General features: G+C 60.7%; 30 protein-coding genes. 10 read left to right on the top strand and 20 right to left on the bottom strand.

The genetic code is table 11. The annotated features are described in order from the left end of the window. Positions 1–13: 13 nt before the first annotated feature. The 18 genes from rplR to rpsJ all read right to left on the bottom strand — a co-directional run bounded on the left by rplR (position 14) and on the right by rpsJ (position 8,881). The gene (gene rplR, locus PCS43_RS09200; RefSeq protein ID WP_003940996.1) at positions 14–421 is read right to left on the bottom strand and encodes a 50S ribosomal protein L18; all 408 of its coding nucleotides are present in this window, start codon (positions 419–421) and stop codon (positions 14–16) included. A gap of 1 nt (position 422) precedes the next feature. Next, a complete protein-coding gene (gene rplF / locus PCS43_RS09195) occupies positions 423–962 on the bottom strand; it encodes a 50S ribosomal protein L6 (protein ID WP_003940970.1) in 540 nt (179 codons plus the stop codon). Between the two features lie 14 nt (positions 963–976). Beyond that, on the bottom strand, positions 977–1,375 hold the full coding sequence (gene rpsH / locus PCS43_RS09190) for a 30S ribosomal protein S8 (protein WP_003940873.1): 399 nt from the start codon (positions 1,373–1,375) through the stop codon (positions 977–979). A 451-nt stretch (positions 1,376–1,826) separates the two neighbouring features. Further along, positions 1,827–2,012: a type Z 30S ribosomal protein S14 gene (locus PCS43_RS09185; RefSeq protein ID WP_003940698.1), complete on the bottom strand. Its 186-nt coding sequence runs from the start codon at positions 2,010–2,012 to the stop codon at positions 1,827–1,829. Between the two features lie 4 nt (positions 2,013–2,016). Further along, complete coding sequence (gene rplE, locus PCS43_RS09180) at positions 2,017–2,583, bottom strand: 50S ribosomal protein L5 (RefSeq protein WP_003940924.1); 567 nt, start codon at positions 2,581–2,583, stop codon at positions 2,017–2,019. A 1-nt stretch (position 2,584) separates the two neighbouring features. Continuing rightward, positions 2,585–2,902, bottom strand: coding sequence for a 50S ribosomal protein L24 (gene rplX, locus PCS43_RS09175; RefSeq protein ID WP_003941019.1), 318 nt, complete (start codon positions 2,900–2,902; stop codon positions 2,585–2,587). Then, entirely contained in the window at positions 2,902–3,270 is a 369-nt protein-coding gene (gene rplN, locus PCS43_RS09170; protein WP_003940951.1) for a 50S ribosomal protein L14, read from the bottom strand. The genes rplX and rplN overlap by 1 nt, the downstream gene beginning before the upstream one ends. Before the next feature lie 346 nt (positions 3,271–3,616). Next, positions 3,617–3,898: a 30S ribosomal protein S17 gene (rpsQ, locus tag PCS43_RS09165; protein WP_003941020.1), complete on the bottom strand. Its 282-nt coding sequence runs from the start codon at positions 3,896–3,898 to the stop codon at positions 3,617–3,619. Beyond that, positions 3,895–4,131 (bottom strand): 50S ribosomal protein L29, encoded by a 237-nt coding sequence (rpmC, locus tag PCS43_RS09160; RefSeq protein ID WP_003940734.1) that lies wholly within the window; start codon positions 4,129–4,131, stop codon positions 3,895–3,897. The genes rpsQ and rpmC overlap by 4 nt, the downstream gene beginning before the upstream one ends. Then, positions 4,131–4,547, bottom strand: a complete 417-nt coding sequence (gene rplP / locus PCS43_RS09155; RefSeq protein WP_003940899.1) for a 50S ribosomal protein L16 — start codon at positions 4,545–4,547, stop codon at positions 4,131–4,133. The genes rpmC and rplP overlap by 1 nt, the downstream gene beginning before the upstream one ends. Positions 4,548–4,550: 3 nt before the next feature. Further along, complete coding sequence (gene rpsC / locus PCS43_RS09150) at positions 4,551–5,357, bottom strand: 30S ribosomal protein S3 (RefSeq protein ID WP_003941003.1); 807 nt, start codon at positions 5,355–5,357, stop codon at positions 4,551–4,553. Continuing rightward, positions 5,357–5,761: a 50S ribosomal protein L22 gene (gene rplV, locus PCS43_RS09145; protein ID WP_003940717.1), complete on the bottom strand. Its 405-nt coding sequence runs from the start codon at positions 5,759–5,761 to the stop codon at positions 5,357–5,359. Before rplV ends, rpsC begins: the two co-directional genes overlap by 1 nt. Then, positions 5,758–6,039, bottom strand: a complete 282-nt coding sequence (gene rpsS / locus PCS43_RS09140; RefSeq protein ID WP_003940820.1) for a 30S ribosomal protein S19 — start codon at positions 6,037–6,039, stop codon at positions 5,758–5,760. Before rpsS ends, rplV begins: the two co-directional genes overlap by 4 nt. A gap of 13 nt (positions 6,040–6,052) precedes the next feature. Beyond that, on the bottom strand, positions 6,053–6,889 hold the full coding sequence (gene rplB / locus PCS43_RS09135) for a 50S ribosomal protein L2 (RefSeq protein WP_003940895.1): 837 nt from the start codon (positions 6,887–6,889) through the stop codon (positions 6,053–6,055). A 39-nt stretch (positions 6,890–6,928) separates the two neighbouring features. After that, the gene (gene rplW / locus PCS43_RS09130; protein ID WP_003940990.1) at positions 6,929–7,234 is read right to left on the bottom strand and encodes a 50S ribosomal protein L23; all 306 of its coding nucleotides are present in this window, start codon (positions 7,232–7,234) and stop codon (positions 6,929–6,931) included. Then, entirely contained in the window at positions 7,231–7,905 is a 675-nt protein-coding gene (gene rplD, locus PCS43_RS09125; protein WP_003940723.1) for a 50S ribosomal protein L4, read from the bottom strand. The genes rplW and rplD overlap by 4 nt, the downstream gene beginning before the upstream one ends. After that, the gene (gene rplC, locus PCS43_RS09120) at positions 7,902–8,558 is read right to left on the bottom strand and encodes a 50S ribosomal protein L3 (protein ID WP_003940826.1); all 657 of its coding nucleotides are present in this window, start codon (positions 8,556–8,558) and stop codon (positions 7,902–7,904) included. The genes rplD and rplC overlap by 4 nt, the downstream gene beginning before the upstream one ends. Before the next feature lie 17 nt (positions 8,559–8,575). Further along, positions 8,576–8,881 carry a 30S ribosomal protein S10 gene (rpsJ, locus tag PCS43_RS09115; protein WP_003938093.1) on the bottom strand — a complete coding sequence of 102 codons (306 nt, stop codon included), beginning with the start codon at positions 8,879–8,881 and terminating at the stop codon, positions 8,576–8,578. 552 nt (positions 8,882–9,433) lie between these two features. Between rpsJ and PCS43_RS09110 the strand changes: the two genes are divergently transcribed. From PCS43_RS09110 to PCS43_RS09090, 5 genes are all read left to right on the top strand, one after another. Then, positions 9,434–9,910 (top strand): hotdog fold domain-containing protein, encoded by a 477-nt coding sequence (locus PCS43_RS09110; RefSeq protein WP_003940943.1) that lies wholly within the window; start codon positions 9,434–9,436, stop codon positions 9,908–9,910. 85 nt (positions 9,911–9,995) lie between these two features. Then, on the top strand, positions 9,996–10,520 hold the full coding sequence (locus PCS43_RS09105; RefSeq protein WP_019747551.1) for a chorismate mutase family protein: 525 nt from the start codon (positions 9,996–9,998) through the stop codon (positions 10,518–10,520). Further along, positions 10,517–12,601 carry an aminodeoxychorismate synthase component I gene (gene pabB, locus PCS43_RS09100; RefSeq protein WP_007728560.1) on the top strand — a complete coding sequence of 695 codons (2,085 nt, stop codon included), beginning with the start codon at positions 10,517–10,519 and terminating at the stop codon, positions 12,599–12,601. Before PCS43_RS09105 ends, pabB begins: the two co-directional genes overlap by 4 nt. An 8-nt stretch (positions 12,602–12,609) precedes the next feature. After that, entirely contained in the window at positions 12,610–13,488 is an 879-nt protein-coding gene (locus PCS43_RS09095; RefSeq protein WP_209908059.1) for a prephenate dehydrogenase dimerization domain-containing protein, read from the top strand. A gap of 6 nt (positions 13,489–13,494) precedes the next feature. Continuing rightward, positions 13,495–14,472 (top strand): diiron oxygenase, encoded by a 978-nt coding sequence (locus tag PCS43_RS09090; RefSeq protein WP_209908057.1) that lies wholly within the window; start codon positions 13,495–13,497, stop codon positions 14,470–14,472. Between the two features lie 121 nt (positions 14,473–14,593). On the opposite strand, the gene PCS43_RS09085 is transcribed toward PCS43_RS09090, so the two are convergent. After that, positions 14,594–15,451: a glycosyltransferase gene (locus PCS43_RS09085; protein ID WP_204855600.1), complete on the bottom strand. Its 858-nt coding sequence runs from the start codon at positions 15,449–15,451 to the stop codon at positions 14,594–14,596. Positions 15,452–15,855: 404 nt separating this feature from the next. Between PCS43_RS09085 and PCS43_RS09080 the strand changes: the two genes are divergently transcribed. The 5 genes from PCS43_RS09080 to PCS43_RS09060 all read left to right on the top strand — a co-directional run bounded on the left by PCS43_RS09080 (position 15,856) and on the right by PCS43_RS09060 (position 20,689). Continuing rightward, positions 15,856–16,827, top strand: a complete 972-nt coding sequence (locus PCS43_RS09080; RefSeq protein ID WP_020969036.1) for a daunorubicin resistance protein DrrA family ABC transporter ATP-binding protein — start codon at positions 15,856–15,858, stop codon at positions 16,825–16,827. After that, positions 16,824–17,687, top strand: a complete 864-nt coding sequence (locus tag PCS43_RS09075) for an ABC transporter permease (RefSeq protein ID WP_209908055.1) — start codon at positions 16,824–16,826, stop codon at positions 17,685–17,687. Before PCS43_RS09080 ends, PCS43_RS09075 begins: the two co-directional genes overlap by 4 nt. Further along, positions 17,684–18,544 (top strand): ABC transporter permease, encoded by an 861-nt coding sequence (locus PCS43_RS09070; protein WP_209908052.1) that lies wholly within the window; start codon positions 17,684–17,686, stop codon positions 18,542–18,544. The genes PCS43_RS09075 and PCS43_RS09070 overlap by 4 nt, the downstream gene beginning before the upstream one ends. A 118-nt stretch (positions 18,545–18,662) precedes the next feature. Beyond that, positions 18,663–19,700 carry an alpha/beta hydrolase gene (locus PCS43_RS09065; RefSeq protein ID WP_209911538.1) on the top strand — a complete coding sequence of 346 codons (1,038 nt, stop codon included), beginning with the start codon at positions 18,663–18,665 and terminating at the stop codon, positions 19,698–19,700. A gap of 86 nt (positions 19,701–19,786) precedes the next feature. Next, positions 19,787–20,689 (top strand): esterase/lipase family protein, encoded by a 903-nt coding sequence (locus PCS43_RS09060; protein ID WP_307848882.1) that lies wholly within the window; start codon positions 19,787–19,789, stop codon positions 20,687–20,689. 173 nt (positions 20,690–20,862) lie between these two features. Here PCS43_RS09060 and PCS43_RS09055 read toward each other — a convergent pair. Next, positions 20,863–21,975, bottom strand: a 1,113-nt coding sequence (locus PCS43_RS09055; RefSeq protein ID WP_270923020.1) for a thioesterase domain-containing protein, incomplete at its 5' end; no start/stop codon positions are given.

The raw sequence follows: 21,975 nt of genomic DNA, 5'->3' as shown, positions 1-21,975 counted from the left end.
AAAATGTTGGTCATCAGAACTTCAACCCGCCTTCGCGAGCCGCGTCTGCCAGGGCCGCGATGCGACCGTGGTAGCCGTGTCCGCCGTGGTCGAAGACAACTGCTTCCACGCCGGCAGCCTTGGCGCGCTCGGCGATCAGCTGACCGACCTTCGCGCTCGCAGCCTTCTTGTCGCCTTCTGCCACGCGCACGTCTGCTTCGATGGTCGACGCGGAGGCCAGGGTGTGGCCGGCCAGGTCGTCCACGAGCTGGACGTGGATGTGGCGCGAGGACCGGTTGACGACCAAGCGGGGACGCTCGGGCGTGCCGGAGACCTTCTTGCGGAGACGGAAGTGACGACGCGTCTTCGAGAGACGACGCTTGGTGGACGCATCCTTGCCCAGCGGAATCCGCTTGGCTTTCTGGTTTGCAGTCTGGCTCATATCACTTACCCGTCTTTCCGACCTTGCGGCGGATCTGCTCACCCTCGTAACGCACGCCCTTACCCTTGTACGGGTCCGGACGACGGAGACGACGGATGTTGGCCGAGATCTGCCCGACCTTCTGCTTGTCGATGCCGGACACCGAGAACCGGGTGGGCGACTCGACGACGAAGGTGATGCCTTCAGGAGCCTCGATCGGCACCGGGTGGCTGAAGCCGAGCGCGAACTCGAGGTCCTTGCCCTTCAGTGCCACACGGTAACCAACACCGTGGATCTCCATCTTCTTCGTGTAACCCTCGGTGACACCGGTGATGATGTTCGCAACCAGGGTCCGCGACAGACCGTGCAGCGCGCGGCTACGACGCTCGTCGTCGGGGCGCGTGACGCTCAGCGAGCCGTCCTCTGCCTTTTCGATTGCGATGGGCTCGGAGATGGTCAGCGCGAGGGTGCCCTTGGGACCCTTGACGGTGACATCCTGGCCGCTGATCGTGACGTCAACGCCCGCGGGGACGGTGACCGGAATCTTTCCAATACGCGACATTGTGGTGGCCTCCCTTACCAGACGTAGGCGAGGACTTCCCCGCCTACTCCTTGATTGGCCGCCTGGCGATCGGTGAGCAGACCGGACGACGTGGAGATGATGGCCACGCCGAGGCCTCCGAGGACCTTGGGCAGGTTGGTGGACTTCGCGTAAACCCGGAGACCGGGCTTGGAAACGCGACGCACGCCGGCGAGGCTACGCTCGCGGCTGGGACCGTACTTCAGATCGACGATGAGGGTCTTGCCGACCTCTGCGTCTTCGGTACGGAAATCGGAGATGTAGCCCTCGCGCTTGAGGATCTCGGCGATGTTCGCCTTGATCTTCGAGTGGGGAAGCTTCACCTCATCGTGGTACGCCGTGTTGGCGTTGCGCAGACGCGTCAAGAAGTCTGCGATGGGGTCAGTCATGGTCATAGGTCGACCTCGACACCTTTCTCGCTGTGGTTCCCATGCAACACCGGACGAATCCGATCGTGGGCCTCCAGCAATTCGGCTGGGCCGTCCGACTTGTGTCAGACGGCGTAAGTTACCGCACCGAGCTGAACGCATGCGTCAGCCACGGCAACCGCTCTAGTGTAGGGAACTTCGGCGCAGGTGTCCACCGGGATCCCATGTCGCCTCCCCCACTGCCGCCCGAAGGATGCGATCGGGAAGCTATCGACGCACCCCGAAATCTGAACTGCTCGTTCGGCACCGAAGAACGACACCGACGAACGATGATCGCTTTCAACCAGAGTCGCAGCGGGGCAGTTCTTTTCAGGATCGGCACGATTCACATCTCGATGAAAACCACGAATGGGCGTGGGTTCCAAAGGAACCCACGCCCATTCACATGCGTGGTGTGACGAAGCCCGAGGGCCTCAGATCACCAAGAGCTCTTGCGAACTCCGGGAAGCTCGCCGGCGTGAGCCATCTCGCGAACGCAGATACGGCACAAGCCGAACTTGCGGAACACCGAGTGCGGGCGACCGCACCGCTGGCAGCGGGTGTAGGCGCGAACCGCGAACTTGGGCTTCTTGTTGGCCTTGTTGACCAATGCCTTCTTAGCCATGCGCTCAGTTCTCCTTGAACGGGAAGCCGAGGTGCTTGAGCAGTGCACGGCCTTCTTCGTTGTTGGTTGCGGTGGTCACGACGGTGATGTCCATGCCGCGGGGGCGATCGATCTTGTCCACGTCGATCTCGTGGAACATCGACTGCTCGTTGAGGCCGAACGTGTAGTTGCCGTTGCCGTCGAACTGGTTGCCCGAGAGACCGCGGAAGTCGCGGATACGGGGCAGAGCGACAGACACGAGGCGGTCCAGGAACTCCCACATGCGGTCACCACGGAGGGTGACGCGTGCACCGATGGGCATACCTTCGCGGAGCTTGAACTGCGCGATAGACTTACGTGCCTTGCGGATCTCGGGCTTCTGGCCCGTGATCAGCGACAGGTCATGGACAGCGCCGTTGATCAGCTTGGCGTCACGGGCAGCGTCGCCGACGCCCATGTTGACGACAACCTTGACGACGCCGGGGATCTGCATGACGTTCGAGTAGTCGAACTCGCTGTTGAGCGCGTCCTTGATCTCAGCGCGGTAGCGTGCCTTGAGGCGCGGCTGGACCTTGTTTTCGGTGGAGGTCATGTCAGATGTCCTTCCCGTTCTTCCGGGAAATCCGAACGCGCTTGCCGGACTCTTCGTCGGTGCGGTAGCCCACGCGGGTGGGGTTTCCGTCCGAGTCGACGACTGCAACGTTGGAAACGTGGATCGGGGCTTCCTGCGTGACGATGCCGCCGGAGGATGCTCCGCGCTCGTTCGCGGAAACCGCGGTGTGCTTCTTGATTCGGTTCACGCCTTCGACGAGGACCTTGTCGGTCGCGGGGTAGGCCTGAATGACCTTGCCCTTCGCGCCCTTGTCCTTGCCGGCGATGACCAGAACGGTGTCACCCTTGTGCACCTTCATCACAGCACCTCCGGGGCAAGCGAAACGATCTTCATGAACTTCTTCTCGCGCAGCTCACGGCCGACGGGTCCGAAGATGCGGGTTCCACGGGGATCACTGTCAGCCTTGATGAGCACTGCAGCGTTCTCGTCGAACTTGATGTAGGAACCGTCCGGACGACGGCGCTCCTTGGTCGTGCGAACGATGACGGCCTTGACGACCTCACCCTTCTTGATGTTTCCACCGGGGATTGCGTCCTTGACGGTGGCGACGATGACGTCACCGATCCCGGCGTAGCGACGTGACGAACCGCCGAGAACGCGGATGCAAAGGATTTCCTTGGCACCCGTGTTATCAGCGACGCGAACTCGCGACTCCTGCTGAATCACTTGATCTCCCTAGACCTGGAATTTCGTGCGCAACGGATTACCGACCCGGTGCGCGCGGTCATTGTTGCCACCTGCGTCGTGTCTGAGCTGCAGTCCCACCGACTGACGTCGGGAGACGATCACTGCAAGCACCGTTCGAGCTGCGCACGTGAAGACACACCTCTGCCACAGGCAACCGTTCTATTGTAGGGAAGGGTTCACCGAATACCAAATCAGCCGTACTCGACGCAACTCGAACCCTTCGCCCGGAAAGCCCCGAAAGCCCCCGGAAAGCCGAATGGCCCACTCCCCCAAGGGGAAGCGGGCCATTCGGTGATACTCGATCAGCTCGAGGATTCGATCAGGCTTACTTGGCCTTTTCGAGGACCTCGACCAGACGCCAGTGCTTCGTCGCGGACAGCGGACGGGTTTCCATCAGCTGAACGCGGTCGCCGACGCCGGCAACGCCGTTCTCGTCGTGCGCCTTCACCTTGGTCGTACGGCGGATGATCTTGCCGTAGAGCTTGTGCTTGACGCGGTCTTCGAGCTCGACCACGATCGTCTTTTCCATCTTGTCGGACACGACGTATCCGACACGGACCTTACGGCTCGCGCGCTCTTCTGTGCTCACTGCTTTTTCCTCACTCATGCCGCGTCACCTGCATCCGGACCCACAGCGAGTCCGAGCTCACGCTCACGCAGGACGGTGTAGATGCGCGCGATCTCGTGACGAACGGTGCGCAGTCGTCGGTTGTTGTCCATCTGGCCGGTAGCCATCTGGAAACGAAGGTTGAAAAGCTCTTCCTTCGACTCACGGAGCCGGGTGACCAGCTCGTCTTCACTGAGCTCGCGGAGCTCTGCTGCTGGGGTTCCAGTAGCCATCAGAACTGCTCCTCTCTGGTCACGATCCGGCACTTGCACGGGAGCTTGTGCATCGCGCGGCGCAGGGCCTCACGAGCAATCTCCTCGTTGGGGTATGTCATCTCGAACAGAACGCGTCCGGGCTTGACGTTGGCAATCCACCACTCGGGCGAACCCTTACCGGAACCCATTCGGGTTTCGGCCGGCTTCTTCGTGAGGGGGCGATCCGGGAAGATGTTGATCCAGATCTTGCCGCCACGCTTGATGTGCCGAGTCATGGCGATACGAGCGGACTCGATCTGCCGGTTGGTGATGTAGGCAGGCTCGAGAGCCTGGATGCCGTAGTCACCGAAGGTCACCTGGGTACCGCCCTTGGCGGCACCCGAACGGCTCGGGTGGTGCTGCTTGCGGTGCTTGACCCGCCGTGGGATCAACATGCGTCAGCCCTCCTGATTCTGTTCAGTTGCGGGAGCATCGGCGGTTGCGGTCGCTGCGCGGCCGGCCTCGGTGCTGGTCGCAGTGGTACCGGTGGCACCGGAACGACGCGGACGGCTCGGACGCTCACGACGCGGGCGATCCCCGGCCGGTGCGGCCGTGTTGGCGGCGAGCTCACGCTTGCCACCGACGATGTCGCCCTTGTAGATCCAGACCTTGACGCCGATGCGACCGAAGGTGGTCTTGGCCTCGTAGAGGCCGTAGTCGATGTCCGCACGAAGCGTGTGCAGCGGCACACGGCCTTCGCGGTAGAACTCCGACCGGGACATCTCGGCGCCGCCGAGACGACCGGAGCACTGAACGCGGATTCCCTTGACGTTGGGCTGACGCATGGCCGACTGGATGGCCTTGCGCATTGCACGACGGAAGGCAACGCGGTTCGAGAGCTGCTCGGCCACACCCTGTGCGACGAGCTGTGCTTCAGCTTCTGCGTTCTTGACCTCGAGGATGTTCAGCTGAACCTGCTTGCCGGTCAGCTTCTCGAGCTCGGAGCGGATGCGATCGGCTTCGGCGCCGCGGCGGCCGATGACGATGCCCGGACGTGCAGTGTGGATGTCCACGCGAACACGGTCACGGGTGCGCTCGATTTCGACCTTCGCGATTCCTGCGCGCTCCATGCCGGTGGCGAGGAGCTTACGGATCGCGACGTCTTCCTTGACGTACTCCGCGTACTGCTTGTCTGCGTACCAGCGAGACTTCCAGTCGGTGGTGATGCCGAGACGGAAGCCGTGCGGGTTGATTTTCTGGCCCACTACTGAGCACTTCCCTTCCGGCGATTACGGGTCGATGTTCCGGTCTTCGGCAGGCTCTCCACGATCACGGTGATGTGACTGGTGCGCTTGCGAATACGGAACGCACGTCCCTGTGCACGCGGCTGGAACCGCTTGAGGGTCGCGCCCTCGTCCACGAACGCCGTAGCAACGACAAGCGTGCTGGGGTCGAGGTCGAGGTTGTTCTCGGCGTTGGCTGCTGCGGAGGCGATCACCTTGGCGACCGGCTCGCTCGCTGCCTGCGGCGCGAACTTCAGGATGTTCAGGGCGTCTTCAACCGAGCGCCCGCGGACCAGGTCCACAACTCGACGTGCCTTCATCGGCGTAACGCGAACGTGCTTCGCTACAGCCTTGGCAGTCGGGTTGGCGGTTTCGGTGTTGCTCATCGCCTCTTCGCCTTCCGATCATCCTTGATGTGACCCTTGAACGTGCGGGTCGGTGCAAACTCTCCGAGCTTGTGTCCGACCATGGAGTCGGAAACGAACACGGGGACGTGCTTGCGGCCGTCGTGAACTGCAAACGTGTGGCCGATGAAGTCCGGGATGATTGTCGAACGACGGGACCAGGTCTTGATGACCTGCTTGGTTCCCTTTTCGTTCTGTACATCCACCTTCGCGAGGAGGTGGTCATCGACGAACGGGCCCTTCTTAAGGCTGCGTGGCATCCTTCACTCCCTCCTAGCGCTTGTTCTTGCCGGTGCGGCGGCGACGGACGATCATCTTGTCGCTTGCCTTGTTCTTGCGGGTACGGCCTTCAGGCTTACCCCACGGGCTGACCGGGTGGCGTCCACCTGAGGTCTTGCCCTCGCCGCCACCGTGCGGGTGGTCGACCGGGTTCATCACGACACCACGAACGGTCGGGCGCTTGCCCTTCCAACGCATACGGCCGGCCTTGCCCCAGTTGATGTTCGACTGCTCGGCGTTGCCGACCTCGCCGACGGATGCGCGGCAGCGCACGTCGACGCGACGGATTTCACCGGAAGGCATACGCAGCGTGGCGTAGCTGCCTTCCTTACCGAGGAGCTGGATGCTGGCGCCTGCGGAACGAGCCATCTTGGCTCCGCCGCCGGGACGCAGTTCCACACCGTGGATGGTGGTACCAGTCGGGATGTTGCGCAGCGGCAGGTTGTTGCCCGGCTTGATGTCGGCGCCTGCACCGGACTCGACCGGTGAACCCTGCACCAGGCCCTTGGGGGCGATGATGTAGCGCTTCTCACCGTCTGCGTAATGCAGGAGTGCGATGTTTGCTGTGCGGTTGGGGTCGTACTCGATGTGAGCGACCTTTGCCGGGATGCCGTCCTTGTCGTTGCGACGGAAATCGATCAGTCGGTATGCACGCTTGTGTCCGCCACCCTTGTGACGGGTGGTGATACGACCGTGTGCGTTACGTCCACCGCGACCGTGCAGCGGGCGAACCAGCGACTTCTCGGGGGTCGACCGAGTGATCTCGGCGAAGTCCGAGACGCTCGAGCCACGACGGCCCGGTGTTGTCGGCTTGTACTTACGGATTGCCATGAGTCTTCTCGTCCTCTATGTCTCGTCAAGTCCCGGCGCTTACGCGACCGGTCCTCCGAAGATCTCGATGGGCTTGCTGTCAGCGGACAGGGTCACGAGCGCGCGCTTGGTGTCCTTGCGCTTGCCGTAACCGAATCGGGTCCGCTTACGCTTGCCCTGACGGTTGGCGGTGTTGACGCTGGTCACCTTGACGCCGAAGACCTTCTCGACGGCAATCTTGATCTGCGTCTTGTTCGAGTCCGGGTGCACCAGGAAGGTGTAGGTGCCTTCCTCGATCAGTCCGTAGGACTTCTCGGAGATGACCGGAGCGAGCAGGATGTCGCGGGGGTCAGCGATGGTGCTCACTTGGCGTCCTCCTTGTTCTGAGCGCTCTCTGCGGGCCCGTGGATGAACGCGTTGAGTGCCTCGACGCTGAACACGACATCGTCTGCATTGAGCACGTCGTAGGTGTTGAGCTGGTCGGGTGCAATGGGATGCACGCCTTCCAGGTTCTGCACGCTCTTCCAAGCGGCTACATCCTGGCGACCCACGACGAGCAGCAGCTTCTTGCGATCCGAAATCTCGCCGAGGAACGCGATTGCGCCCTTGGTCGAAGGCGTCTGCCCTGCAACCAGTTCGGTGATGACGTGGATGCGCTCGTTGCGTGCGCGGTCAGAGAGGGCTCCGCGAAGAGCGGCTGCCTTCATCTTCTTGGGGGTGCGCTGGCTGTAGTCACGCGGCTGCGGGCCGTGAACGGTTCCGCCGCCGACGAACTGCGGTGCGCGAGTCGAGCCCTGGCGTGCGCGGCCGGTGCCCTTCTGGCGGTACGGCTTCTTGCCACCGCCGCGGACGTCGCCGCGGGTCTTGGTGGAGTGGGTTCCCTGACGAGCAGCTGCGAGCTGCGCGACGACAACCTGATGGAGAAGCGCGATGTTGGCCGGAGCGTCGAAGATCTCAGCGGGGAGATCGACGGTGCCGTTGGTCTTGCCGCCGGCGACCTTGACGTCCAGGGTCAACTTGGTCTCGGTGCTGGTCATGCCCGTGCACCACCCTTCACTGCACTCTTGACGATCACGAGGCCGCCCTTGCGGCCGGGGATCGCACCCTTGATCAGCAGCAGGCCGTTCTCTGCATCCACCTTGTGGACCGAGAGGTTCTGCGTCGTGATGCGGTCGCTACCCATGCGTCCGGACATGCGCATGCCCTTGAACACGCGGCCGGGAGTTGCACAGCCACCGATGGAGCCCGGGCGGCGGTGAACAGCCTGGGTACCGTGCGACGCGCCCTGTCCCTTGAAGCCGTGACGCTTCATGGTTCCGGCGAAGCCCTTGCCCTTGCTGGTTCCGGTGACGTCGACGTATGCGCCGTCCTCGAAGACCTCGGCGGTGAGCTCCTGGCCGACCTCGTAGTCGGAGGTGTCCGCAACGCGGAGCTCCACTACGTGGCGACGCGGGGTCACACCAGCCTTGGTGAACTGGCCGGAAGTCGGCTTGTTCACCTTGCGCGGGTCGATGGCGCCGAACGCGAGCTGAACGGCGCTGTAGCCGTCACGCTCTTCGGTACGGATCTGGGTTACGACGTTCGGCCCAGCCTTCACGACGGTGACCGGGACAACCCGGTTGTTCTCGTCGAAGACCTGGGTCATGCCGAGCTTGGTGCCCAGGATTCCCTTGATCTTGGTATCAGTCATTGTTTTTGTCTCCGCCGTCACTGAATGTTCACGTCGACACTGGCCGGAAGGTCGATGCGCATGAGCGCGTCAACCGTCTTCGGCGTCGGGTCGAGAATGTCGATCAGCCGCTTGTGAGTACGCATCTCGAAGTGCTCGCGCGAGTCCTTGTACTTGTGCGGCGAGCGGATGACGCAATATACGTTCTTCTCGGTCGGCAACGGCACAGGTCCAACGACGCGGGCACCCGTACGGGTTACCGTCTCGACGATCTTGCGCGCTGACGCGTCGATCGCCTCGTGGTCGTAGGCCTTGAGCCTGATGCGGATCTTTTGTCCCGCCACGCTTAGTGTCCTTTTCTTGCCGCGTTTCGTAGCCCGCCTGGTCAGGCTCGAGCTACCTCGTCTGCACAGTCCTTGCCTGGACGATGACACGACGAACACTGAAGCGATCGGGACCAAGTCCAAGTTCTCGGGAGTACCGAGATTCGGATCGAGATCAGGATCTGCTGCCGCTGTTCGTTTGTCATTGTTCTCCGGTACACGCGGTCGGGCGTGTCGCCTTCTCACTCATCCTGCGCCGGACAATCTTTCGATTATCTGGCGCGTGATGCGTACCGGACGTGTTCGATGTCGAACACAAAGTAGGTACTGCTTCCGTCCTGCATTACTTCTCGTCTTGCATGGTCACAGTCGTTGACCCGATTACCCTGACGGGATCTGCGATCGATCGTCTGTGACGTCTTACCCTTACCCGATCACGGCCGCAATCGACCGCGTCCCGGACAAGGCAACCCGACCAGTATGCCGTACCTGGCCCAAATCCTCAACTCCCCCGAACTGCCTTTTCCGAGCGAGCTGCGCGACAACAACCTTACTCAGAAGTAAGATACGCCTATGACTACCTCCAGCCCTACCTATCGCGGATGGCAGAAATTGCCGGACAACGCGCTCGGACATGCAGTTTTCTCGGCGGCGATGTCCATTCGCGTGCCCTATTTCGCCTCTGTTCTCCCCCGGGTGACCAAGTTGGAACCAGGGCTCTGCGAGGTCCGCTCCCCCAAATGGTGGGGCGTCCACAACCATCTCGGCACTTTTCACGCGATCGCTGCCTGCAATCTCGCGGAGGTCGCAATGGGCATGCTGAGCGAAGCGACGGTTCCGAACTCGCACCGCTGGATCCCCAAGTCCATGAAGGTCGACTACCTCGCCAAGGCCGAGACCGGCCTGCGGGCGGTCGCCCGACTCGAGACTTTGCCGGACTTCGCGGCGATCGAGAGTGGCACGGAACTTCTCGTTCCCATCTCGATCTTCGACCGTGGCGGCAAGGAAGTAGTCCACGCCGAAATCACCACCTGGGTCTCCCCCAAGTAGGCACTCACAAACCCGCCTGCATCGCAACCTGATTCGCCCGCTAAACAGGTTTCGCAGAATTAGGCACCACCGCAGGTTTCGGCGAATGACGATCGTGGAACACCTCCCCGAACGGCGATGGTCGGTCGGGGTGCCGGTGTCCGGAGGTGGGTTGCGTTCCGGGCACCACATTGTCGACCTCGCGTCACGCCGAGCACCGGGAGGCCTCGTGGAAGAGTTCTTGACCACAACGAGTTCCGAAGCAGGCACGCAGACCTCGTCGTATCCGGACGAGGCCGAGGGATTGGACAGCTTCCGGCGCGACCTCGACGCCATCGACGCTCTACTTCTCGAGACGGTGCGGCAGCGGCTGGAACTCTGCCTGCGCATCGGCGAGTGGAAGCGCTCACGCGAGGTTCCGATGATGCAACCCGGCCGCGTCCGCCTCGTGCAGGAGCGGGCGCGTGAATTCGCCCGTAGACACGACCTCTCCCCCGACTTCTTCAACGCCCTGTACGAGCTGATGATTGCCGAGACCTGTCGACTCGAAGACCTGGTGATCAACGCACCTGTTGAGGAGGAGGACACTGTTCGGGAATCCGTCGGACCGAGATCAGGATCATCGACATGAGTTCCCGCACCCTTCTGGTGGACAATTACGACTCGTTCACCTACAACCTGTTCACCCTGTTGACCGAGGTCAACGGGGTTGTGCCGACCGTGGTCCGCAACGACGCGGATTGGGATTCCCTCGATCTCGCGTCGTACGACAACGTGGTCATCTCCCCAGGTCCCGGCCGGCCGGATCGCGACCGTGATTTCGGAATCAGCCGCCGTTTCATCGAAGAAGCGCCTCTCCCACTTCTCGGTGTCTGTCTCGGCCACCAGGGCCTGTGCGAGTTGTTCGGCGCGGACGTGGTGGTTGCGCCCGTCCCGATGCACGGCCGAATTTCGCTGATCGATCACGACGGCTCGGGCATCTTTGCCGGACTTCCGTCGCCGTTCCGAGCTGTTCGCTACCACTCGTTGACCGTCGAGAATCTGCCGAACGCCTTCGTTCGTACCGCGTGGACGTCCGACGGTCTGCTCATGGGTGTCCGGCACCGGACCAAGCCGATGTGGGGAGTTCAGTTCCATCCGGAGTCCATCAGCACCGAGTTCGGCATAGATTTGCTCGCGAACTTCCGCGATCTGTCCGTCGGACGCACTCTGGATTCGGTGATCCGACCCGAACCTGTTCCGCAAACACCCGACCTGCGGCCGGCGATCAACTACGACGTCGACGACGTGACTCTCGATTTTGCAGTGGACCCGTCGGCGGCCTATGCAGCACTGTTCGCCGACGGCCCGAACGCGTTCTGGCTGGACCGCGCGGCAACCGCAGAGCCGAGTGCGCGCTTTTCGATTCTCGGCGATTCGTCGGGGCCGCTGGCCGAGTTCATCACGTACGACGTGCAAGCCGAGGTACTGACTGTCAGCCGAAAAGGCTTGTCCGACGAGCACATTCGAGTTCCTTTCTTCGATTACTTGGACGCACAACTCTCGACACGCTTCGTGCCCTCGCATCCGGAACTCGACTTCAACCTCGGCTACGTGGGCTACCTCGGCTACGAACTGAAAGCACAGACCGGAGGAAGGGCAGTCCATCCGGCACCCACTCCTGATGCCGCTCTGGTGTTTGCCGATCGCGCCGTCGTCATCGATCACACCGCGGGCCGCACTCACGTTTTGAGGTTGCGCGAGAAAGTCCGGGACGCCGGCTATGACGATTGGCTCGAATCGACCGTCGACACCCTGGCGCGGATCGGCGCGGACCTTCCGGAACGCACCCCCGTTCCGCTGATCAGCGACACCGTCTGGACGCAGGCTCGCCTTCGGCATGATCGCGATCAGTACCTGTCGTTGATCGGAACGGCCCTCTCGGAGATCCGGGCAGGTGAGTCCTACGAGGTGTGTCTGACCAACATGGCGAGCGTCGACGAGACGATCGATGCACAGCAGGCGTTCGAGTATCTGCGCTCGATCAATCCGACGCCGTACAGCGCACTTCTCGACTTCACCGGTATCTCGGTGGTCTCGGCCTCGCCTGAGCGGTTCCTTCGTGTCGACTCGGCCGGCAACGTCGAGTCCAAGCCGATCAAAGGGACCCGCCCGCGCGGCGTCACCCGAGCGCGTGATGCTGCCCTACGGCAGGACCTGCTCGACAGCGAGAAGGACCGCGCCGAGAACCTGATGATCGTGGACCTCACCCGCAACGACCTCACCAAGGTCTGCGTTCCGGGAAGTGTCCACGTTCCGAGGCTGTTCGCGATCGAGTCGTACTCGTCCGTTCACCAAATGGTGTCGACGGTGCGCGGACACCTGAGTCCGGGGTCGTCGGCGGTGGACTGTGTGCGTGCCGCGTTCCCCGGTGGATCGATGACCGGCGCCCCGAAGGTACGGACGATGGAGATCATCGACCGCCTCGAATCAGGCCCACGTGGGGTCTACTCGGGATCGATCGGGTACTTCGCGCTCGGTGGCGCCGCGGACCTCTCGATCGTGATCCGGTCGCTGGTCTGCACCGAGAGCGGCGTGACCTTCGGAATCGGCGGTGCCATCACAGCGTTGTCCGATCCGGAAGAAGAATTCGACGAGACCACGGTCAAGGCGTCCACGCTGCTCCGTGCGCTCGACGCGGTGTCCTCGCGGGTCCTCGAGTACGGCGGGTAGATCCAGCCATGACGGCGGCATCAGGCACAGCGACGGTTGTTGGCGGGCTGGGTGCCGTCGGATCCATGTTCGTCGAACTGCTTCGCGCCGGGGGGTCGACCGTCACCGTCGTCGACCCAGCAGGCAGCGATCCCGACGGAGATGTAGTCGTCGGAGACATCACGAAACCCAGTGAGCAAGTCCTCGCGCACGTGGAGTCCTCGCGCATCATCGTGCTCGCGGTTCCCGAACAGGTCGCTCTAGCCGCACTACCGAGCCTTCGGACATCCGGCGCTCTCGTTGTGGACACGCTGTCGGTCAAATCGCGGATGGACGCAGCAATCGCCGACGCCGGCCGAGAAGGGGAGTTCCTCGGACTCAACCCCATGTTCCGTCCGTCGCTCGGACCGCGCGGTCGGGCCGTCATCGCAGTGCCGTACGTCGGCGGTCCGCAGTCCGACAGATTCCTCAACATCGTGCGCTCGTGGGGAGCGTCGGTCGCGGTGATGGACGCCGATCGTCACGACCGGTTGGCCGCGGCTACCCAGGTTCTGACACACGCGTCGGTGCTGGCTTTCGGCGTTGCCCTGGCCGAACTCGGAGTTTCCGCGGACGAACTCATCGCGGTCGCCCCTCCCCCGCATCGGACCTTGCTCGCGCTCCTGGCGCGGATAGCCGGCGGCGAACCGGAGGTGTACTGGGACGTACAAGCGGGCAATCCGCATGCAGGTGCGACACGAAAAGCACTGTTTGATGCCACCTCACAGGTGGACACGGCGGCCGAGACGCTCGGCGACTTCACGACGCTGATGAAAACCGCCGAGGCAGCGCTCGACGATCACTCCGGCGAATTGAACGCGGAGTGCCAGAGCTTGTTCGATCGCATTGCCGAAGGGCACAGAGAGTAGGGAACGATGAGACCCGGAGTGAGTCCGCCCAGCCTCCCGGAGTACGACGCCTCGGATCCGGTCGAGAGTGCAATCGTCCGCCGCCTTGCGAGCAACTGGGCGCGCCGGGCAACCGTGAAGAAGGCGGAGCCGGAACTGGACGATCTCTTCGATTCGTCGTTGTCCGACTACCCCGAAGCACTTCTCCCGTTCGCGGAGCATCCGACCTACCTGGCATTGAGCCCCGAGCAGAAGCAACGCCTGCAAGCCTGGGCATGGATCGCGTTCAACAAGAACGTCATGGACATCGAGAAGTACGTCGTCAATCCCGGCTTCGACGTTCTCGCCGAAGACCGACTCGGCGTCGGTCTCGGAGATTGGGCTGCAGTGGCCGTCAATCAGGCGATGGTCGACGAGCAATATCACACGCTCATGCACTTCAATGCCAGTTCAGCGACCCGTCGAGGCAGGGGCTGGGGGCTGCCGGCGAAGGCACTGCCAGACGTCCTGACGGTCCGCACGCGGGCGCAAGCTCTCGACGCAGCCGAGGGGCCTCGCAAGATCGCCCTGACACAGTTGGCGTTCATGACCGTCGCCGAGGTGTCGATCACCGCATACCTCGACCTCATCTCGGACGACCCGGGCGTTCAGTCGATCAACCGCGCGACAATCCGGTTGCACGCTCGCGACGAGTACTGCCATGCCTCGATTGCCGGGGAATTAGCCGTCCTGGTCTGGGATTCCCTGGGTGGTGGAGATCGCAGCTATCTACTCGAAGGTTTCGAGGACGCAATGCATGCGTTCAGCGGGACCGACTTCGGCGCGTGGCGAGCAATCATGGAAATTGAAGCCATACCTGGAGGACGGAAGATGCTCGACGATGTCGCATTGGAACCGCACAACGAACTGTTCGTGCAGGACTACAGTGGAATAACGTCCCTGTTCCAAAAGCTACAAGTTACACCAGAAGTAACAATCGCTGCAGATGAATATTCTGCCAGTTAATCCCGTGCAATAAAAGAAATAGTTCGCAACGAACGAGAACCAGCAATAGTCCGCAATTATCGGGCACTCCCGATTTTTCAGCTAGACACGAGCGTTCTCGAATAAATACCGGACGGATTTATCAAGAAAAGACGGGAAGATCCCGCGCCCGCTGCCTCCGACCCAAGACCCGAGACGAGAGTTGTCCGGAATCCTTGTCATAAATTCGATAAAGAGGCCACAAGATTGCATGCAGAATACTGTCCGCTGCAATCAAGAATGTTAACTTCCAATTCGATACACCATGATGCTCGAGGGTTTTCTTCGATGCTCGATTATATCGTGCATACACTCGCGGCGAACTAACTCCACGTCTACCCGAAACCTTTGCGGCCATGCTCGAGATCTGCCCCACTGCGCAACGAACATGCGCCATGCAGAGGGATAGATCGATATCCTCGTGAATGTCGGTTCGATCGCTGACCGCACCCCTAACGGCCAACCAAGCCGACCGACGCATCGCCATGTTACTGCCTGGAACTGCAACAACGGGCCGAACCGCCCCCTGGACCCCGCGACCGAGTCGCCAATTCGTCCATCGGCGCTGAAGGCCGGCGATCGGAGATTCATAAAGGTAAGTCAGGCCAGTTACGCCCGAGAAATCGTCGCGACGCTCGAAGAATTCGTGAACCGCAACGGCCCAGCCTTCCCCCACGATCGTATCCGCGTCGATACGTCCGATAATTTCTCCACTCGCCGCGTCAAACCCTTTGTTTCTCGCATGCACCACCCCGGGGCGGGATTCTTTGAGAAGCCGAACCTTGGGACAACTACTTTGATACTTCTTGATCAACTCGGAAGTGTTGTCCGAGGAATTATTGTCAACGATGATGATTTCGTCGACATATTCACCTTGAGCAATGAGCGCTTCGATGCACGTTTCGATGTATTCAGATTCATTAAAAGCCGGAACAACCACCGACAACGTCGCGTTCGCCATTTCCCAACGGTATCGCGAATCTCTCCACAAGACATCGAGCAGCGGGCCCAGGGGACCAACCGGAAGGAATCGGGGGACTTTCGTCACCGGTCAATTCAAAGACCTCCGGTCCGCGCAACCGAATACCCACCTGCGCAGATGCGCTGAAATTCTATTTGGTCATTCGTTCAATTAGAGGAGATCTTTACGTTACAAAGAAAATTTGTGATTCTTGCCACAAGGTGAAATCGAAGGTGAGAGTTGCTGGCAGGAGCCACATACTCCCTCTCACGCGTCCGATTGCCCGAGTGTCGGTTTGACCCTCCGGTAACATCTGAGCGGAGATCACGGATAGAAGACAGAAGGCATCTGTGCGCCCGTCGGGAGCGCGTGCCCGTTCCGACAATGCAGACAGCGGAGTGTTGATGCCCTTTTCCACGGACGCAGCGGTACTAGTGGAGGACGTACACAAGTCCTTCAAGAACGTGCACGCGCTGCGAGGGATCAACTTCACCGCCCCACGTGGGACAGTGCTCGGCATCTTAGGTCCCAACGGCGCAGGCAAGACAACGACGGTGAAGGTCCTCTCCACGCTCATTCGTCCCACCAGTGGACGCGCGATGGTGGCTGGCTACGACGTAGTGCGTAATGCTCCCGAGGTTCGACGCTCCATCATGATGACCGGGCAGTTCGCCGCCCTGGACGATTCACTCACCGGCCGGGAGAACATCGAACTGTTCGGCAGGTTGATGGGGCTCGACCGAATGTCCGCGAAGGTGCGCGCTGCCGACCTGCTCTCTCAATTCGACCTCGTCGAAGCAGGATCTCGAGTAGTGAGGAACTACTCCGGCGGTATGCGCCGACGAATCGATATCGCGTGTGGCCTGGTTGTTCGCCCCGAGGTCGTTTTCCTCGACGAGCCGACCACCGGCTTGGATCCGCGCAGTCGGCAGAGCGTCTGGTCGCTGGTCCAGTCACTGAAGGAGCAGGGAATCACCGTGCTCCTGACAACTCAGTACCTCGAAGAGGCAGATTTACTGAGCGACAACATCATCGTCATCGACAAAGGCGCAGTCATTGCTGAGGGGACTGCTGACCAGCTGAAGGCGCGAACCGGCGCAAGCTTCTGCGAGATTGTGCCCGCAGATCTCAAACAGCTGCCTCATGCGGTCCATGCCCTGGGCAATCTGGTCCCCCGCGACTTCAGATTCGATCTGGCACAAGAAAGCGGGCGCATCGCTATCCCCGCACCTGTCGGCGCAGGAACCCTCTCCGAAGCGCTGCGTCGTCTGGACCACGCACGGATTCCGCTTGCAGACATCGCGCTTCGTCGCCCGTCACTCGATGACGTCTTTCTTTCACTCACAGGTGAACAGCACGTAAGCGAGACGCCGTGACGACAACTACAAAATTCGGGGTCGATCAAGTGACTGTCCGCGGGGACAGTCGCAGCAAGATTGCAGTCCCCGAGGCTTTAAGCGTTGGAAAGCACCGCCGACCGCATCCATCAGCGATCAATCAGTGGTGGGTGCTGACTGCACGCACCGTCAAATCGATGGTCAAGCGCTATGAGCTGCTCGTTGCAGTCATCGCACCGCTGATCTTCACGATCGGGTTCTACCTTCCCTTGAAGTTCGTCATGCAACTTCAAGGGATCAACTACGCGCAGTTCTTGATGCCGATCATTGTCCTGCAGGCGATGGCATTCACATCGATCTCGGCTGCTCAAATGTCTTCGACCGAATCGATCACCGGCTTCAGCAACCGGATGAAAACCATGCCGGTCGTCGGCCCGATCCCGCTGCTGTCCCGTCAATCCAGTGGGTTCGTCAGATCAACAGTCTCGCTTGCTGCCGCATTGGCGTTCGGCCACTTGATCGGTTTTCGATTCTCAGCCGGAGTCGGGCAGGCCGTCTTGTTCTGCGCTGTCGCCCTGGCGTTCAGCACCTGCCTGTCCTTCGCTGGTGACGCCATCGGCTCACTGTCGAAGAGCCCGCAGGCCACCAGTCAAGCGCTGACATTGCCACAGTTGATTCTGGGGATGTTGTCCTGCGGTTTTGCGCCCGAGACCGGCTTTCCCGAGTGGATTCGGCCGTTTGTACGCAATCAACCGGTATCGCAGTTTTCATTCGCCATGCGTGATCTTGCACAAGGCGGAGTCACCTGGAGCGTCCTGTTTCCCGTCGTTGCGTGGACTATCGGGTTGATCGTCGTGTTCGCGCCACTCGCGTTCTGGGCAAGTATGAGGCGGTCATGAGCGAGCCGACAGATCGATTCATGGCTGTAGTCCGCCCGGTCGAGGGGTTCAACTTCCCTTACCCGGACAAAGCGCTCCCCGAGAACTCGTTCAAGGCGCTGGTCGTGCACAGTGGGATTCAGGCTAAACGCCTGTTGCTCACCTGGCTGCGAGATCCGTCGACGGCCATTCAAGCCCTCATATACCCAGCATTCATGTTGCTCATGTTCCGGGTCGTATTGGGCAATTCGATTACAGCAGCAACCGGCCAGTCGAGTATTTTCGGGACAGTTCCACTGATCATCCTCGTAGGCGCTATGTTCGGGTCGATTGCGAGCGCCGTCGGCCTCAAAGGTGAACGCGCATCCGGACTGCTGAGTCGATTCTGGACGCTCCCCGCGCATCGCGCCTCGAGTCTCGTCGGACGCATGATCGCAGAAGCAGTCCGAGTTCTTCTCACGTCAATCGTGATTCTCGGCGTCGGCTATCTGCTGGGGTTCCGATTCAATCAAGGTCCGCTGGCGGCCTTCGCGATCTTGGCGTTGCCCGTCATTTTCGGCGTCGGTTTTGCCATGATGGTGACGGCCCTGGCCACTGTCTCCGACAACTTGCCGCTCGTCGAAATCGTATCCATCTCGTGCACACTATTGATGTTCTTCAATTCCGGATTCGTCCCTGTGATGGCCTACCCGAAGTGGCTTCAACCAGTGGTGGCAGAGCAACCGATGTCCGTCGCTATCGACACGATGAGAGGGCTGTCGTTGGGCGGTCCTGTGGCGGAACCCCTCGTCAAGACGCTGATCTGGTCCATCGGCATGATTCTGGTCTTCGTCTACCCAGCAATTCGGGGATACCGACGCGCCGCGGCGATGTCGTAACGAATACAGACCGCAAACCGACTTCACAGTTCGAGAAACAAGTGGCACCAGGGATGAGCATCGATGTACCCGTGCCACGCAACGAGAGGTATCTAACTTGACGCGTACAAGGCAGTCCATGTGGAAGCGCGCTACCGGTGTCGCCGCGGTGACGATGGTGTGCGCTCTGGTTCCGGCCGGTATCGCAACTGCGTCGCCTGTCGCTCACCAGGGCGGCGGAGATTCGGTGGAGCCCGTCACGAGTGGTTCTTACGTCGTCTCAGTCGAGCAAGTGAACGATCGCCAAAAGATCGTGAATGTATACGCGGCGTCGATGGACCGCGTTGTTCCAATTCAGGTCATCACTCCTGCCGATGACTCCGCGCCCCGTCCCATCCTGTACTTGCTCAACGGAGCCGGTGGTGGACAAGATTCCGCTACTTGGGAGTACCAGACCGATGTCGTCGACTTCTTCCAGGACAAGAACGTCAACGTCGCGACGCCAGTTGGTGGACGCCTGTCGTACTACACCGACTGGCAGAAGGAAGACCCGAAACTTGGTAAGAACATGTGGAGCACTTTTCTGGGTAAGGAGCTCCCCCCGTTGCTGAACAAGCAACTTGGCAGCAATGGCGAACAGTCGATTGCAGCAATCTCGATGTCGGGTACTTCTGTGCTCAACCTGGCGATCGAGTACCCAGGTTTTTACAACTCCGTTGCCGCATTCAGCGGGTGTGCTCAGACCAGCGATCCGCTCGGCCAGCAGTTCGTCAAGACCACCACGGAGTGGATCGGCGGCGTTGACGACGTGCAGAACATGTGGGGTCCGTTCGACGGCCCCGGTTGGCGGGAACACGACCCCCTTGTGAACGCTGAGAAGCTGCGTGGCACACAGATTTACATGAGCACCGGCAGCGGGCTCCCCGGTTTCCCCAATGACACCCCTGCTAATCCGCGCATCCAGGACGGCCGCGCTGCGATGTTCGACCAGATCGTTGTCGGCAGTCCGATCGAGCTTGCAACCAACCTGTGTACCTCCAACATGGCGAAGCGGCTCTTCGAACTGAATATTCCGGCAGTAGTGGATTTCCGACCAACAGGTACCCATTCATGGGGCTACTGGCAAGACGATCTACACAAGTCCTGGCCATTCATCGCACAGTCTCTGGGCGTCTGATTCAAGTGCCTCGTGCTGGCTTCAACTCCAGCACGAGGCACCGATTAGCTTCATAGGAGGAATCAGCGGTGCGGTTCATTCGGATCATGCTGGTCGTACTGGGAACGTGTTTCCTGCTGTCTGGCACCTCAGTTAGTGCCCTGGCGGATGATCGAGAACCCAGCCCTGGTTTCGCGACTATGGGTCCATCGCCGGCGGGCTCCAACAACTGGAATTGCGTTCCGAGCGCCGATCATCCTCGTCCGGTAGTTCTCATCCATGGAACAACCGCGAACATGGTTGATACCTGGGCTGAACTTTCCCCGCAACTTGCTGATCTCGGCTACTGCGTATTTGCTCTCAATTATGGAGGGGCACGGGAAATCTTCAATCCCAACGCTCTCCAATGGGGTATCAGGGACATTGCGACTTCAGCGAAAGAGCTTGCAACCTTCGTTGATTCAGTTCGCCGTCATACGGGTGCAGGCCAGGTGGATCTCGTAGGCCACTCCCAAGGGGGAGTCGTCGCTCGCCAGTACCTGAAGTTCGACGGTGGTTCGACTCCGGAAGATCCGTCGAAAAACGCCGTCCATTCTCTGGTCACCCTCGGCGCTACCAACCACGGAACGACCTTCGGCGGCTTGCAAGCAAACGCCATACAACTCTCAGATATGGGGCTTCCTGGAGACCTCTTGGTTCAGGCGATTTGGGGACCAGCCGGTGTTCAACAACTTCAAGGGACACCGCTGTTGACTGAGCTCAATGCGGGCTCGGAAACCCAACCGGGAGTTACGTATACCGTAATCGCGACCGCTCACGACCAGATTTCAACCCCTCCGGAAGCTTCGTTCCTTACCGCAGGCCCCAATTCCGTTGTAAACAACGTCTGGGTCCAGGATGGATGCCCAGGCAACACTGCCTCGCATGCGGGGCTGGTTCGTGACGCGCATTCGTTAGACCTCGTAAAATCCGCGCTCGATCCGGAATTCACGCCGATCCCCTGCGCATAGCTGCCCCAGACGTCGAGATGGTCAGCCGCAGCGGTCGAAATCGCACGCTCGACAAACTCCGATCGACAAGCGTGCGCTGTCACGGGTGAACATGACCTCCTACAAGGCCAATCACGAAGAGCGAAGCATACGAGCCTGGCCGTCGCCCGACCAGGCTCGTATACGCCGGTTGATCAATCAGCGGCGCCACCGCGCAACACACGCTCAATGATCAGCCCGATAGCGCGAACGCCTTCAGGAGACATCATCTCCAGGTGGTGAACGTCGACCAATTCATCCGTCAGTTCTCCTTGCGCGTACGGACCCCAAACCTTATCGGCTTGCTTTGCGTCCGAACGATCCAACGAACTCACGAAGGTGATCGGCCCCCCGAACGACTGCGGCCGATGGGCGTTGATCAGCTTCGCCGAAATCGCAATGCTTGTGAGCAACCGCTTGATCGCAGACGCATCGAGTCCGATTCTCTCTCCGTCGACAGCCGTCAAGATCTCTGCAGACCTTTGGACCGACAATTCATCGAGCTTTTCGTTCTCGCCGAAGACAATCCCCATTGCAGCCAACTCAGCGCGCACCTGGACAGCGTGCTCTGATTCGTCGCGTGTTTCCGGCGAACCGTCCAACAAGATCAACGCCTCAACGATCTCGCCTCGCTCCTCCATCTTCGCCGCAACCGCTTGAGCAATGATCGCGCCGAGCGACCAACCGAGAATTCGGTACGGGCCTGACTGCTGAACCCGGGTGATCTCATCCACGTAGCGATCCGCGTAATCGTCAAGGGATCGTCCTTGGAATGCCTCATCAGTCAGAACAGGGCTCTGCAATCCATAAAGCGGAATCGAACGGTCCACAACAGCCGCCAACGGCGCAAAAGGCCACGCCAGTCCAACGAGTGGATGAACACAGAACAACGGCACATCGCTCCCTGTCGTTCTCAGCGGCAGAAGCGTTCGTAGTGCATCATCGGTTTTCGCATCGAAGCCCACCCGAATTCCGAGTGCAATTCGTTCTGCAAGTTCGCTGACCGTCGAAGTAGCGAAGATGAGTCGCAGTGGGACCTCCACGGAAACTGCTGCGCTCAGCCGAGCAGCAACCCTCGCTGCGACCAATGAGTTGCCACCCAACTCGAAGAAGCTGTCGTCCGCTCCGATGTGCTCGACACCGAGAATCTCCGAAAAGACGCTTGCGACAAGTAGTTCAGCTTCGGTAGTGGGAGCCCGGAACACCGCAACCTCGAACACCGGCTCCGGCAACAACTTCCGATCCAACTTCCCCGAAGCATTCAACGG

It is taken from the genome of Rhodococcus sp. C-2 (genome assembly GCF_027854095.1).
In the GTDB taxonomy this organism is placed as follows: domain Bacteria; phylum Actinomycetota; class Actinomycetes; order Mycobacteriales; family Mycobacteriaceae; genus Rhodococcus_F; species Rhodococcus_F qingshengii.
Note: the sequence above shows the minus strand (reverse complement) of the source record. Positions and strands in the feature narration are given on the sequence as shown.